Below are 13498 nucleotides of genomic sequence, written 5' to 3'. Positions count from 1 at the left end.
CGCCTCAGGCCTCCCGCTCGGCGGCGGCGAGCCGGCGCAGGCCGGCCTCGACCTCGGCCCAGGGCAGGTGCGCCCGGGCCGCCTCGAGTTCGCGGCCGAAGAAGGCCCGGCGGGAGGCGTCGAAGAAGCGGGCCAGCGCGGGCTCCTCCGGGCGGAAGGCCGGATGCCGGTCGAGGAAGGCCGGGAGATCGTCGGCCAGCACACGGCGCCCGTCGGTCTCGTCGAGGCCGCGATGGACCAGGCGCAGGGCCTCGCGATAACCACCGTCCCGGTCATCGGCGGTGTTGGCAGTTCTGGCGAGGCGCCGCAGGGCGCGGGCGGCCCGGGCGAAGGGGCGCCCAGGCCGGGCGAACCAGCCCCGATCGTACCCGAGCGCGGCGAGCGCCAGCACGGCTGCCCCGAGGGCCGCGAGGGCGGCCCACAGGTCCGGAAGCGGATCGAGCCGGGGGACGCGCCCGTCCGGCCGCAGATACTCGGCCGGGTCGTCGTGCTTCTCCGGCTGGACCTCCCGCAGGGGCGAGACCCCGAGCGACCAGCCGGGGATCTCGGCCTTGGCCGAGGTCGTGCCGCCCGCGGCCGCGCTCTCCAGGGAGACGGAAAAACCCGGGATCGCGACCTGGCGGGCATCCAGCGCGGCATAGAAGGTCTGGTAGGTGAGATGCAGCCGGACCCGGCCGGGGCTCTCCTCGACGGTGATGTCGCGCAGGTCCAGCCAGTAGGTCAGGGGTCCCGGCGCCGGCAGGGAGGCGCGCTGCAGCGTGAAGCCGGGATCCACCGCGATGTCGGCCTGGGCCCGGACGAGGTCGCCCACGAAATACCCGAAGGCGCGCGGCACCCGCACCTCGACGGAGCGCACCTGCGCCACGGCGGCGCCGGCCTGGAGCAGAAGCAGCAATGCGCAGCAGGCCGCAATCATGGGTTTCCGAAGGGCGAAGCCCTTCGGCGGGGTATCGGGGCGGAGCCCTGATGCCTTGGGCTTCGCCCGATCGCAGGGCTCCGCCCTGCACCCGCAAAAGGTCTCGGACCTTTTGAAACCACCACCTTCGCTGGAAACGCCAACCATCTCAGGTGACCAGCAGATGGCGGGTCAGCGCCTGCGCGTCGAAGCGGTCGACCAGGTGGAACGGCGCCCGCGCCGAGGACGCCGCGGCGGTTCTGTGCAGGGCCTCGCGCCGGTCCTGCTCGCGGGCGATCCAGCGTCGCTTCAGGGCCGGGCGCAGGAATACGAGGCGGCGGCCGGCGCCTTCGAGGTCGTCGAGTTCGGCGAGCCCCCAATCCGGCAAGCCCACATCCTCGGCGCTGTCGGCGAGCAGCACCGGGACCGTGTCGTGGAGCGCGAGCGCCGCGAAGACCCGCTCGATCAGGGCCTGCGGCCAGCGGAAATCGGAGACCAGGAAGACCAGCCGCGGCCGGCCGAACAGAAGGCGCGCGGCCTCCAGCAAGCCCTCCGCGTCGGCCGCGTCGCAGCGTGCCGCCGCGATCCGGCCGGCCATGTCGAGGGCCGGTCCGCGCCGACGGGTCGCCGGCAGGTAGAGGTCCGCCCGGATTGTGCGGTCGCAGCCGATCACCCCGAACCCGTCGCCGATCCGGGTCGCCGAGGCGGCGAGCCCGGCGCAGAGGTCCCCCGCGAGACGGAGGCGGTCGCCGGCGCCCTGGAAGCGCATCGAGGCCGAGAGGTCGACCAGTGCCCAGACCTCGACGGCGTTGCGCATCTCGAAGCGCCGGACATGCACGCCCTCGAACGGGTCGCGCAGGCTCGCACGCAGGTCGATCCGGCGCGCATCCGGCAGGGTCAGGAACGGAACCTGGTCCCGGAAGGTGCCCAGTCCGCCGGCCTCCTGGCCGCGATGCGCCCCGAAGCGACGTCCCCGCGGACGCCAGCGCGGCAGGTAGACGATGTCGGCCGAAGGCGCCCCGGTCATGGTGCCGGCACCGTCTCGAACACCGCCCGGCACAGGTCCGGGACGATCTCGGCACGGCGCATCTCGTGGACCGGCTCCAGGAAGATGCGGTGCGCCATCACCTCGGGGAAGACCGCCCGGACATCCTCCGGCACCAGCCAGTCCCGCCCTTCGAGCCAGGCCCGCACCCGGGCCGCCCGGACTAGGAAGGCGAGCCCGCGCGGCGAGGCGCCGCCCTGGACCAGGCGCGTCATGTCGATCCCGGACAGCCGGATCCCGGCTTCGGCCGGGCGCACGAGCGCGTCCCAGAGCCCGACCACGTAGGTCTCGATTTCCGGGGAGGCCTGGATCGCCACCTGGATCGCGCTGGCGATGGCGCCGAGGCGAGCCTGGTCGAGCACGCCCTCGGCCACCTCGCCGATCAGTCGGTCGGTGTCGTGGAAGCGCGGATCGAACACCAGCGCGCGCCTTGCCTCCGGGTCGCGGGGCGCGTCCATCCCGATCTCCATCAGGAAGCGGTCGCGGGCGGCGGCGGGCAACTCGAAGGTCTCCTCGCGCTCGACCCGGTTGCGGTCGGCGAAGACCTGGAGATTGGGGAACCGGTACTCCCGGGCGAAGGCCGAGACGCTGCGCTCCGCCATGATGCGCAGGAGCAGCGCATGGACCTGCGGGCGCGCCCGGTTGATCTCGTTGAAGAAGAACACCGCCAGGTCTTCGGCCTGCCGCAGGACCGGCCCCGGCTCGACCCGCGGACGGCCGTCCTCGGCGAGGTAGGTGTGGTAGATCAGGTCGGTCGGCATCATGTCGACCGTGCCCTCGACGCGCTCGTAGGCGCCCCCGAGGGCCCGGGCCACCGCCCGCAGCAGGGTGGTTTTGCCGACGCCGACATCGCCCTCCAGCATGACGTGGCCGCGGGCGAAGATCGCCGTGGTGACCAGGCGGATGACCCGCGCCTGGCCGACCACCGCCTTGGCGACCTCCGCCTCGAAGCGGGCGGCCGAGGCCCGCCAGTCGGTGAGCGTCGCGTCGCCGGGGTGGAGCGTGTTCATCGCGCTGGTTCCGGGACAAGGCGGCCGGCCTCAGGGAGAGACCGGCCGGAAAAGGCGAAACGTCGGGGTTTCAAAAGGTCTCGGACCTTTTGCGGGTGCAGGGCGGAGCCCTGCGGCGGGGCAAAGCCCCGTTCACTCAGGAGCTCCGCCCCCGAACCCCGCCAAAGGGCTTGCCCTTTGGAAACCCGGATCAGTTCGCCGAGAGCTTGCTGACGTCGTACTCGAACTTGCCGGTCTTCTTGGCATTCTCGATACGCTTGCGGTTGCGCTCTTCCATCTGCTTGATGGATTCCGCCTGCTTGCCGACTTCCTTGGGGTCGTGCTTCGGGTCGTACTTCGATCCCGCGACCTTCTCGGGGAAGCCGGGCTTCGGCTCCCAGCAATTGCCCGGCGCCTTGCAGGTCTGCCCGTCATAGGCCAGCGCCGGCAGGGCACTGAACGCCCCCGCGGCCACCATCGCGGCGGTGATCATGATTCTGTTGCGCATCGTCGACTCCTTGCGTTCGCTCCCAGGGCGGCCCGACGGGCCGTTCTTTGGCGCCGGCTCGGCCGGGCGCTGCTCCGCGCGGACGCTCACTCCAGCGGCTTGCACTGGCCGGGCGCGTCCTTGGCGAAAGTCTCGCCTTCCTTGAAAGGCGTGTAGTGTTTCTTCTGCTCGTCGGTCAGCCAGGCGGCATCCTGGACCGGGCCGGTATAGAGATGCCGGATCCAGGCGATGACCTGCAGCGCCTCGTCCGGGTTCAGGTCTTCGTTGTGCGGGCCCATCATGCCGTTGGCGCCGCCCCAGATCGTCGCGAACAGGCCGGTATCTTCGGTGTTGGCGGGATAGGTCCAGTAATTGTCGTTGAGGCCGGGCCCGACCTTGCCCTCGGCGAGATGGCCGTGGCAGCCGGAGCAGGAGGTCAGGTACAGGCTCTCGCCGTTGCGCAGGCACGCCTTGTCGTCGATGTACAGGTTCTTCCCATTCTGGAAGAAGGTCTGGACCGCCTTGGTATCGCGCCCGCCGGGCTTGCCCTCGGCGAGGTCCAGCGGCTCCCCGGTGATGGTGTTGCGGAAGATCAGGCCGGATTGCGGCCCCGATTGCGGCTGGGCCATCACGGCGGCCGCGCAGAGCGCCGAGGCGGCGCCGGCCAGGATCATCAACCGGATACGTGCAGTCTTCGTCATCTCACATTCGCTTCACGGGGACTGGATCGCGCGGCGCTCGCTCGCCGGCCGCGCGGCGAGGGTCAGTTGGTGGCCACCGGCACGCCGTCCTGCTTCAGGATCGCGTCGATCCGGGGCTTGGCCTTGACGATGGCGACGTCGAGGGCGTCGCGGAGCGCCGTGTCGTCCCGGCGCACGCCCATGGACTGGTCGAAGCTCTGCGGCATCTTGCGGCCGTCGCTGCTCACCGTGTCGTTGGGCACGAGCGTCATGCGCAGGGGCACGGTCGAGTCCTTGACGTAGCGGGCCACGTCGGGGGCGAAGGCGACGCCCACATCCGCCTTGTCGTTGGCGACCTCGCTGACGATCCGGGCCGGATCGATCTGCGTGTACTGGTTGCGCGGCGCGCGGAAGCCGACCAGCGAGTAGAGGTAGGCCATGTCCTCCTCGTAGCGGCCGATATCCTTCAGCATCGCCTCGCCCGGCGAGCCCAGGGGGACGACCATGTGGTCGACCGTCTTGAGGCGCGGGTCCGACCACGACTTCACGTCGAGGTCCTTGTCCGCGCGGGTGATGAAGACGTAGCCGCTGCGGTAATAGGGCTTGGTGGCCAGCACCCGCGGGTCGTCGCTGTCGAGCCCGACCACCACGTCGCAGGTCCGCTTCTCCAGCCCGTCGCGCACCAGGTAGATCGCCGGCTTGTCGAGCCAGACGAACACCGGCTTGCGCCCCATCGCCTCCGCCACCGCGGCCGCGACGCGGTTCTCGAGCCCGGAGCCGTCCCGCATGGACAGCGGCGGCTGCTTCTCGGAGGCGCAGATCCGCAGGATGGACGGGTCGGGTTTGGGCGCGGCCGCGGCCTTGCCGGGCGCGGACTGGATGGCCTGGGCCTCGGATTCCTGAGCCCGGGCGTTCTGGGCCGGGATCGCCAGGGCGAGCAGAGCTGCGGCGCAGGTCGCCGCGCGAAGGAGTCCGCCGAGGAGCGGCATGGTATCGTTTCCCTCAATGAGCCTTGTCGGGGGGCGCCCCGTGGGCCGGGTCCGCCGAGCCGGGGCTCCGCCGCCCGAGCGGGGCGGCAGAGCGGTCGCGCGCTATGACGCGCGGATCAGGCGCGGCTTACTTTGCGGCGTGCTGCGCGTACTCGCCGACGTTCGGGTCGTCGTACGGGCCCTTGCCGTCCAGCGAGAACACCACCACGCCGCCGCCCATCTGGGTGTAGTTGGCGAGCTTCTTGAAGGCGCCGACCGCGCCGAGGCCGGCGGTCGGATCCTGCAGGTCGAACACCAGGCCTACGCCCGGCCAGCCGCCGACGCCGTAGTAGATGGCGACGTACTGGGTACCCTTGTGGGTGTAGGTGATCGGGTAGCCGATCGCCCCGGACGGCAGCTTGAACTTCCAGAGCAGGTCGCCGTTGTCGGAGTCGCGGGCCTTGATGAAACCGTCGAGCGTCCCGTACAGGACGAGGTTTCCGGCGGTGGCGGTGGTGCCGCCCCAGACCGCGAAGCGCTCCATCTTCTCCCAGTTGAACTTACCCGTGATCGCGTTGTAGCTCTTGATCTGGCCGAGACCTTCGTAGTTCTGCCGGTCACCCTTCGGGCCCGGATACATGTTCAGCGTCGCGCCGACGAAGAACTGGCCCGCCCGGTAGGGCAGCATGAAGGGCTCCCAATCCATGCAGATGTGGTTGATGCCCATGTAGAAGGCTTGGCGCTTCGGATCGTAGGAATCGTGCCCCTGGTTGTGGTAGCCCATCGCGGAGGGACAGATGTCCTTGGCGAGGTGATCCATCCGGGTGCCGTATTCCGGGTCGCGCACCGGCGTGCCGGACTTCAGGTCCACCGACTTGAACACGTTGACGGTGTCGTCGATCTTGTTGGCCGTGACCAGCGAGCCGTCCGTGCGGTCGAGGGTGTAGACGATGCCGTTGCGGTCCGGGTGGGTGAGGAGCTTCCTCATCTTCCCGTCCTTGTCCTTCTGCTCGGACAGCATCATCACGTTGACGCCGGCATAGTCCCACTCGTCGTGGGGCGTCTTCTGGTAGCCGAAATGCGCCTCGCCGGTGTCGACGTCCCGGCCGAAGATCGTCATCGTCCACTTGTTGTCGCCCGGACGCATGGTCTCGTTCCAGGGCGCCGGGTTGCCGGTGCCGAAGTAGATCATGTTCGTGCCCGGATCGTAGGCGTACCAGCCCCAGTTGGTGCCGCCGCCGATCTTCCAGGCATCGCCCTCCCAGGTGGAGGTGCCCAGGTTCTTCTGCCCGTAATGGGCGTTCTTGATGTTGAAGTCCTTGGCCAGCAGCAGGTCCTCGTCCGGACCGGTCGCGTAGGCGCGCCAGACCTGGGCGCCGGTCTTCACGTCGTAGGCGGTGAGGTAGCCGCGCACGCCGAGTTCGGCGCCCGAGGAGCCGATGATCACCTTGTCCTTCACCACGTAGGGGGCGATCGTCAGCGTCGAGCCGACCTTGATGTCGGAGTTCTCGACCTTCCAGACGGTCTCGCCGGTCTGCGCGTTCAGCGCCATGACGTTGCCGTCGAGCAGGGTCTTCAGGATCAGCGCCGGCGTCTTGCCGTCGCCCGGCCAGTAGGCCAGCCCGCGGTTGACGAGGTCGCAGCAGGCGACCGACCGGGCGGCCGGGTTCTGCTTCGGCTTGTCCTGCCACAGGATCTTGCCCGGATCGTCGAGGTCGAGCGCGAAGGTGTTGTTCGGGAACGAGGTGTGGACGTACATCTTCCCGTCGACCACCAGGGGCGCCCCCTCGTGACCGTTGAGCAGGCCGGTCGAGAAGGTCCAGGCCGGCTTCAGCTGCTTGACGTTGGTCTTGTTGATCTGCGTCAGGTCGCTGTAATTGTCGGAGTCGTAGTTCTTACCGGGCATCACCCAGTTGTCGCCGCTTTTCGACTGCTCGATGAGCTTGTCGTTGGCGAAAACCGCGCCCGTAAGGCCGACCGGCGCCAGTGCCAGGATCGCCAGGGCCGAGACGGAACTCGCTAGCCTTCTCATGATGCATCTCCTCGCCAGGCCGCCTCGCCGTCAGGCTGCGCGGCTATTGATTGTTGCAGTGCAAGATCGATCGCGGTCGGTCGCATCGATAGTCAGCTTTATTTGCGACTTAGAGACATTCGACCTTTATGATCTGCTTATTAAGATCTTGTCACCTTTCAGTTTTATGCGCCAATGCCCGATGATGTCTTCAGGCAAGCTGACATTTGTTGTCGGGATAATTTGGCAACGCCGCCGGGAAGGGGCGTAATACGCCCGGCCCGCTTGACCGCCCCCCGGTGCCTGCCCACAACAATGCTCCCGGCCGGGCTCACCCTCGGCCTCCAGTCTTCGGGGCCGACGAATGGGCTCGATACGGTCCAGAGCGCGCTTTGCTGCGGAAATGCCGGTCGTCGGCAAAGCCGTCCGCCCGGCTCCGGGCCGCCTCGGGATCCGGCTGCTCGCGGCCCTGCTGGCGTTCGCCGGTGCGGCCCGGGCCGAAGACCGGTACAAAGCCCCATCGGAGGACCGGGCCGGCCCGCCCCGCCGGATGGCCGCCCTCTACCCGCACGACGGACGCCGCGACCTCACCGGGGCCGATTTCGACCGTTTCAGGGGTGCCGGCATCCTGTGGTGCCGCAGCCGCGACGGGGTGCCGCAAAAAGCCGCGGCGGCCTGGCTGATCGCGGATCCATCGACCGTGGTGTTGAACGCCCACAATTTCCGCGACCGCCGCCTCGCGGTCACGCGCTCGGTGGCGGATTGCTACTTCCAGATCGACGGCCGCAACTACGATTTCGAGCCCGACAGCCTGGTGCTGGGAACCGCCCCCGGGGCGGACGGCCTGCACATCACCGACGATTGGGCGATCCTGCACCTGACCCGCCCGGCCGAGGCCGTCCCGCAGCCGCTGCCGGATCCGCCGGATCTGCCGATCGGGGACATCGCCTTGCCGGTGACCATGGTGTCCCCGGCCGGCCACGGCAATTATCGGGGCCCGAGCAGCCTCGAGCGATGCGCGATCCGCCGGATCGACCCGCCGAGCGAGGATGCGATCCGGCGCGCGCGCCACGATTGCAACGACGGCTACGGCGGATCGGGCTCAGGCCTGTTCGACGAGGCGGGCAGGCTCGTCGCCCTGCAGAGCGCATCCCTGGCGATGAATTCCCGCAGCCGGTTCGACATCGAGTTCCACTACGGCTCCGCGCTGCTGTTCGAAGGCGGACTTCTGGCCGCCCTCCGCGGTCGCGCGGAGGCGGGCGGGCGCCGGTGAGGGCGGCGCCGCGGCGTCAGCGCCCCGTCATTTGCGCTGCCCGGTGGGGTTCGGGGTCGCGGAGGTGTCGGGCGCCACCGCGGGATTGACGGGCGTGACCATCGACCAGCGGCCGGCGATCGCGATGATCCCGGCGAACAGGGCGACGAAGATGCCGATGAGGATGAGGCGCTTCATGAGGCTGGCTTGCGGCGTCCGGGCGGGTCGAGACCGGCGGAAAACGGCGCGGGGCCGGCGATCGATCCGCGCTGCGACGCCGCCGCGCAGTCCGTCCCGGGCGGCGACTCACTGCGGCTGCCGGGCCTCACCGACGGGCCGCGGCGCCGAAACCGGGCTCCCGGCATACGAGGGGACGCGCAGGCGAACCAGCGCGACCGCGGCCTGCCGGGCCAGCGTCTCGATCCGGCAGACCGTACCGTCGTCCGGGATCACCGACGCACACCAATAGGCACCCAGCGCCGCCATCGGCTCGGGCGACCCGATCGGCACCATCACCAGGCTGCGCATCGACGTGGCGCGGTAGGCCTCGACCGGCAATCGTGCATCGAGTTCGATATCCGGGACCACGGCGGTCCGGTCGTTGAGCATCGCCCAGCCGGAGATGCAGGCGGTGAGCGGGAACCGGCGGCCGCACCAGAGCGGCTCGATCGCGTCCTCCGCGGCATAGAAACAGGACTCGCCCTCGCGCAGGACCACGGCGATCCCGTCGGAGCCGACGATGTCCCGCGCCGTCTCGCGCAGGATGGACACGACGTCCGCGATGGACCGGGCGACCGCCAGGCGGTCGATTGCCCGCGCCAGCCCGGGATCGGGCGGGAAATGGGCCTCTGACATGGCCCGAAGCTACGGGAAGTAGCCCGGATCGTCCACGCCGCACGCGGCGATTGCCGTCGGCAGGCCCCGCGCGGAGACATCCTTCGGGACGTGACGCCCGCACCCTGCCTGGCCGTGCAATCTGCAGGCGACGCGACCGCGGAGGCACGCCGCCCGCCGGGCTGCGGATGTTGCCGCCAAGTTAACGATGGACAGCTGTCGGCGGAGTGGAGGAATAGTTCTATCCGCCAGCAGATTTGGCCCAATAATGCGCAGTCCGAGGCTTTTGGCACCCTCGATGTGTGCCAGCGCACGTTTTCGGGCACCGGTTCGGAGCCTTCGCCGGCGCTGTTGCAAAGCTGCACTATCGCGTCGGGCCGTCCTCACGTCCTGTCATCCGGCACATCCCGATCAACGGGAGATTGAGGACCAGATGATCAAGAAGCTTCTTCTCGCGAGCGCCGCCACGGCCCTCCTGACCGGCGCCGCCTCGGCCGCCGACCTGCCGCGCCGCGCCGCCCCGCCGCCCGTGTTCACCCCGGTGCCGGTGTTCACCTGGACCGGCTTCTACGCTGGTTTCAACGCCGGCTACGCCTTCGACGCCAGCAGCCGCTCGAACAACTCCACCTTCGGCGTCCCGGCCCCGTTCGCCGTCCCCGGCACCACCGCCACCTTCCGCAACCGCAGCCAGGACGGCTTCTCCGGCGGCGCGCAGATCGGCTACAACGTCCAGTTCACCCCGGGTTCGGGCGTGGTCGTCGGCATCGAGGCCGACGCCCAGTACCTCGACTTCGGCCGTAGCCGGAACAACGCCTTCGTGAACGGCGCCGTCGCCCCGGGCTACTACGTCACCGACCCGCGCGGCCTGTCGAGCCTCGACTACTTCGGCACCGTGCGCGGCCGCCTCGGCTACGCCTTCGACCGCACCCTCGTGTACGGCACCGGCGGCTTCGCCTACGGCTCGGGCAGCGCCGACCGCTCGTTCGGCGGCTACGCCGGCAACGACAGCTTCCGCACCGGCTACGCCGTCGGCGGCGGCGTCGAGTTCGCCCTCCCCACCGAGTCGTTCCTGAACTTCTTCCGGTCCTCGGCCGTGACGTTCAAGATCGAAGGCCTGTACGTCAACCTGGAGCGCGGCAACCGCAACCAGGGCGCCCTGGTGGTCAACGCCGCCAACCTCGTCCCGGTGGCCTACAGCGCCATCGGCCGCCGCGACGACGAGTTCGCCGTCGTCCGCGCCGGCCTGAACTACAAGTTCGGCTCGTACTAGGACCCGCGACGCTCCCGGCCTCCGGGCCGGGAGTTGTCTCGGCCGGGAGCCGCCTCGGCGGCCCGGCCGCTCAGGTCGTACAGAACCCCGGGTGCCCCTGGCCCCCGGGGTTTTTCATTGCACGAAGGCGACCCGCGGCCTGGGTTGCTTCCGGGACCGGCGCCGGCCCTCAGTGCCGGTAGCGTTCGGCCAGGGCCATGAGGGCCTGGGCGAGTTCGGTGAGGTTGGCCGAGGCCGCCTCGACCTCGCGGGTGCCGGCCGCGGTCTGCTGGCTGGCCTGGCGGATGTTCTGCAGCGCGCCCATCACCTGCTCGATCCCGAGCTGCTGCTGGTTGGTCGAGGCCACGATCTGCTGGAACGTCTGCACGTTCTCCTCCACCCGCGCGGTGATCTCCTCGATCGTCCGCTGCGTCGTGTCCGAGCGCGTCTTGCCGGCCGCCGCGCGCTTGACCGCCTCCTCGGTCAGCATCACCGACGTGTTGATGCCCCGCTGGATCTCGCCCAAAATCCCCCGGACCTGACCGGTGGCCGCCTTGGCCTGGTCGGCCAGCAGCTTCATCTCGGAGGCCACCACGGCGAAGCTGCGCCCGCTCTCGCCGGCCGCCGCCGCCTCGATCGCGGCGTTGAGCGCCAGCAGGTGCGTGCGCTCCGAGATGTCGTTGACCGTCTCGATGATGTCCCCGATCGTCTGGGTCTTCTCCGACAGGCTGACGATGTTGCCGGCCACCGCCTCGGCCTGCTCGCGGATCGCGTCCATCGCCTTGGCGGTGTCCGAGACCGCGCGCAGGCCCTGCCGGGAGGTCTGGGCCGTGGCCTGGGCGGTGGCGATCACCTCGGTGGCGCGCTTGCCGATCTGGGCGCCGGAATGGGTGATCTCGTCCACCGTGGCGGCGGTCTCCTGCACGGCGGCGAACTGCTCCTCCACCGACGCCGCCTGCTGCTGCGCCGAGGCGCGGATCTCGGCCGCCGCCGCGTTGAGGTCGGCGGTGGCCGCCCGGCTCGTGCGGGCGAGGTCGGACAGGTTGTCCACCATCGCGTTCAGGGTCCGCCCCAGACGGGCGATCTCGTCGCCGCCCCGCATGTCGAGCCGCCCCGAGAGGTCGCCGTCGCCGACCCGCTCGACGAAGCCCATCACGGTCTCCAGCGGGCGCACCACCGCCTGCCGGATCAGCCAGGTGACGATGATCGCCAGCAGCACGGCGGCGGCCAGCGTCAGGTAGATCGACAGGCGCGAGCGCTCGTAGACCTCGTGGGCCGCGCGCTGCCCCAGGGCCATGCCGCCGTCGAGCAGGGTGCGCAGGTTCGTGATGCCGCCCAGGAACGGCGCCTGCAGCCGGCTGATCTCGTCGTTGCGCGCCTCGACCCCGGCGACGTCCTGCCGGGCGATGGCGGCGAACTGCGCCTCGCTGACGCTCCGCACCTCCCGGAACGAGCGCTGCACCTCCGCCGCCGCATTGGCGATCCGGTCCCAGACGGCGTTGCGCTCGGTGGTTATCGACTGGGTCCGGTATTCGCCGGCCAGTTGCATCGTGGCAGCCAGGCCGCTCTCGATCTGGGCGGCGGTCCGGCGCCAGGTCGTCACGGTGTCGTCGGGGCGCGTCGGCCGACCTTGCGCCTGCGACAGCATCGCGATCACGGCGCTACGGCGCAGGAGCCCGAGGTCCCGGGCCTGGTTGCCGAGGTCGTCGAGCTGGCGCAGCACCGCCATGTCGCGCCGAACGATGGCGTCGGTGGTGTCGCGCACCGCCCCGATCTGCTCCAGCGCGTAGAAGCCGAGCGCCACGATCACCACGGTGACCGCTACGAAGCCGAGGAGGATGCGTCTTCCGATCGAGAACGTCACGGTCGGGGCTGGCTCCGGTGGAGGGGGGCGCGAACGGGATTTTAGGGCAGCACGCGGCGCAGGAGGCGGGGAAGGTCGACGACGACGAAATCCGGTCGGCCGTCGCCGGCCGAGGCGGGGGCATAACCCGAAGCGGCGGCGTTTCCCAATCCGGCCGGATCGGCATCCTCCGCCGGCCCGGCGGCGGAAGCGCCCGGAGCGGCGGCGATGCCCAGCACCCGGTCGACCGCCAGGGCGACGGGTTGGGTCGGGCCGCCGCGCAGCACGACGAGATGCCCGCCCCCGCGCTCCCCCTCGGGCGGGGCTTCCGGCCGGCCCAGCGCCCGGGCGAGCCCCAGGACGCCGACGATCCGGCCCGACAGCGCGATCAGGCCGAGCAGCGCCGGCACCGCCCCGGGCATCGGCGTGCAGGGGCGCATCGGCAGCACCTGCGCCACCGCGGCGAGCGGCAGCCCGTAGCGCTCGGACCCGCAGGCGCAGACGAGGTGGTCGATACCGGCCTCCGGCCCGGCCGAGGCGAGAGTGCGCCGGGCCAGCGCCGCGGCGCGCTCGGCCCTCAGGTCCCGTTCGGGCTTGAACGCCCGGTCGGGCAACGTCCGGTCGGACTTGGGGCGCCCGCCGCGATCCGGCGCACTCGGCTGCGCTTCCATCAGGAGCTCCCGATGCCGCTGTCAGGGCCACGATCCGGCCCGAGCCCGGCGCGGGCGGCGGCGGCACCGGCGGCGATCTCGGAGGCCGCGGCGCCATCGCCCTCGAGCAGGAGCGTGTTCGGCCCGAGGGCTTGGCTCAACGCGATGGCGTTGTCGAGGGCGCGGGCCGCCTCGCCGGGCCTGCCGAGCCCGATCAGCAGCAGCCCGAGATGGTAATGGGCCATCACGAAGCCCCGGTCGAGGTAGAGCGCCGCCCGCAGCGCGCGCTCGGCTTCATCGTCCCGGCCGAGGGTACGGGCGAGCAGGCCCTCGTAGAAGCGCAGGGCCGGATCGGTCGGATCGCGCACCAGGGCGCCGCGCAGGACCCGCCAGGCGGCGCCTGTCTCCCCGGCATCGGCGAGCGCGCGGATGCGGGCGAGGTCGCCGGCCGGCGCGTCCGGGTCGGCGGCCTCGACATCGATAGGGGGACGCTCGGCCACCTCCACCGCGGGCGGGCGCGGCTGCGCCAGGGTCGCCACCACGGTCTCAAGTGCCCCGTGCGGTTCCTCGATCGGTCGGGGGCGGGGTTCCGGCT

Annotated in this window: 13 protein-coding genes and 1 pseudogene; 2 read left to right on the top strand and 12 right to left on the bottom strand. The window is 70.6% G+C overall.

The features are described 5' to 3' along the window. Window positions 1-4: 4 nt before the first annotated feature. The 7 genes from FV233_RS30350 to FV233_RS14600 all read right to left on the bottom strand — a co-directional run bounded on the left by FV233_RS30350 (window position 5) and on the right by FV233_RS14600 (window position 7096). The gene (locus FV233_RS30350) at window positions 5-916 is read right to left on the bottom strand and encodes a nonribosomal peptide synthetase MxaA (RefSeq protein ID WP_187278111.1); all 912 of its coding nucleotides are present in this window, start codon (window positions 914-916) and stop codon (window positions 5-7) included. 148 nt (window positions 917-1064) lie between these two features. Continuing rightward, window positions 1065-1922 carry a DUF58 domain-containing protein gene (locus FV233_RS14625; RefSeq protein ID WP_147897878.1) on the bottom strand — a complete coding sequence of 286 codons (858 nt, stop codon included), beginning with the start codon at window positions 1920-1922 and terminating at the stop codon, window positions 1065-1067. Then, a complete protein-coding gene (locus tag FV233_RS14620) occupies window positions 1919-2950 on the bottom strand; it encodes a MoxR family ATPase (protein WP_147897877.1) in 1032 nt (343 codons plus the stop codon). The genes FV233_RS14625 and FV233_RS14620 overlap by 4 nt, the downstream gene beginning before the upstream one ends. 190 nt (window positions 2951-3140) lie before the next feature. Further along, complete coding sequence (locus FV233_RS14615; RefSeq protein WP_187278110.1) at window positions 3141-3437, bottom strand: methanol dehydrogenase [cytochrome c] subunit; 297 nt, start codon at window positions 3435-3437, stop codon at window positions 3141-3143. Window positions 3438-3523: 86 nt separating this feature from the next. Then, a complete protein-coding gene (gene moxG, locus FV233_RS14610) occupies window positions 3524-4090 on the bottom strand; it encodes a cytochrome c(L), periplasmic (protein WP_147897891.1) in 567 nt (188 codons plus the stop codon). An 89-nt stretch (window positions 4091-4179) separates the two neighbouring features. Further along, entirely contained in the window at window positions 4180-5085 is a 906-nt protein-coding gene (gene moxJ / locus FV233_RS14605; protein ID WP_147897876.1) for a methanol oxidation system protein MoxJ, read from the bottom strand. A gap of 127 nt (window positions 5086-5212) precedes the next feature. Then, window positions 5213-7096: a methanol/ethanol family PQQ-dependent dehydrogenase gene (locus FV233_RS14600; protein ID WP_147897875.1), complete on the bottom strand. Its 1884-nt coding sequence runs from the start codon at window positions 7094-7096 to the stop codon at window positions 5213-5215. A 529-nt stretch (window positions 7097-7625) separates the two neighbouring features. Here FV233_RS14600 and FV233_RS14595 point away from each other — a divergent pair. Further along, a complete protein-coding gene (locus FV233_RS14595; protein WP_238261647.1) occupies window positions 7626-8348 on the top strand; it encodes a trypsin-like peptidase domain-containing protein in 723 nt (240 codons plus the stop codon). Between the two features lie 27 nt (window positions 8349-8375). Here the strand turns inward: FV233_RS14595 and FV233_RS30345 are convergent, their stop codons facing one another. After that, entirely contained in the window at window positions 8376-8525 is a 150-nt protein-coding gene (locus FV233_RS30345) for a hypothetical protein (RefSeq protein ID WP_187277793.1), read from the bottom strand. A gap of 108 nt (window positions 8526-8633) precedes the next feature. Next, complete coding sequence (locus tag FV233_RS14590; RefSeq protein ID WP_238261617.1) at window positions 8634-9182, bottom strand: GAF domain-containing protein; 549 nt, start codon at window positions 9180-9182, stop codon at window positions 8634-8636. Window positions 9183-9594: 412 nt separating this feature from the next. Between FV233_RS14590 and FV233_RS14585 the strand changes: the two genes are divergently transcribed. Continuing rightward, entirely contained in the window at window positions 9595-10431 is an 837-nt protein-coding gene (locus FV233_RS14585; RefSeq protein WP_147897873.1) for a porin family protein, read from the top strand. 169 nt (window positions 10432-10600) lie between these two features. On the opposite strand, the gene FV233_RS14580 is transcribed toward FV233_RS14585, so the two are convergent. The 3 genes and pseudogenes from FV233_RS14580 to FV233_RS14570 all read right to left on the bottom strand — a co-directional run. Next, window positions 10601-12274, bottom strand: a complete 1674-nt coding sequence (locus FV233_RS14580; protein ID WP_147897872.1) for a methyl-accepting chemotaxis protein — start codon at window positions 12272-12274, stop codon at window positions 10601-10603. Between the two features lie 41 nt (window positions 12275-12315). Beyond that, a complete protein-coding gene (locus FV233_RS14575) occupies window positions 12316-12924 on the bottom strand; it encodes a chemotaxis protein CheW (RefSeq protein WP_147897871.1) in 609 nt (202 codons plus the stop codon). Next, window positions 12924-13498 (bottom strand): annotated as a pseudogene (locus FV233_RS14570) (protein-glutamate methyltransferase); the annotation flags it as partial. The pseudogene FV233_RS14570 and the gene FV233_RS14575, both read right to left, overlap by 1 nt.

It is taken from the genome of Methylobacterium sp. WL7, assembly GCF_008040085.1.
Classification (GTDB): Bacteria; Pseudomonadota; Alphaproteobacteria; order Rhizobiales; family Beijerinckiaceae; genus Methylobacterium; species Methylobacterium mesophilicum.
The sequence above is the reverse complement of the archived record's forward strand: the minus strand, read 5'-3'. Positions and strand labels throughout refer to the sequence as shown.